Raw genomic sequence first — 499 nt, forward strand, 5'->3', positions numbered from 1 at the left:
CGCACAAGGCGGCATCGGCGCGTCGCTCGGCAACATGAGCGAAGACAACTGGCACTATCACTTCTACGACACCATCAAGGGCTCCGACTGGCTCGGCGATCAGGATGCGATCGAGTTCATGTGCCGCGAAGCGCCCAACGCCGTGTATGAGCTCGAACACATGGGCATGCCGTTCGACCGCAACGCGGACGGCACGATCTATCAACGTCCGTTCGGCGGCCACACGGCCAACTACGGCGAGAAGCCCGTGCAACGCGCCTGCGCGGCAGCGGACCGTACCGGTCACGCACTGCTGCACACGCTGTATCAGCAGAACGTCGCCGCGAAGACGCACTTCTTCGTCGAATGGATGGCGCTGGATCTGATCCGCGACGCCGAAGGCGATGTGCTCGGCGTCACCGCGCTGGAGATGGAAACGGGCGAGGTCTATATCCTCGAAGGCAAGACCACGCTGTTCGCAACCGGCGGCGCGGGACGCATCTTCGCGGCATCGACGAAT

General features: G+C 63.3%; 1 protein-coding gene. It reads left to right on the plus strand.

All coding sequences use genetic code 11. From position 1 onward, the window contains the following. On the plus strand, positions 1-499 hold a 499-nt coding region (locus QCE62_RS35365), incomplete at both ends, for an FAD-binding protein (RefSeq protein ID WP_309928027.1).

Origin of the sequence: Caballeronia sp. LZ033, from assembly GCF_031451265.1 — a bacterium.
Classification (GTDB): Bacteria; Pseudomonadota; Gammaproteobacteria; order Burkholderiales; family Burkholderiaceae; genus Caballeronia.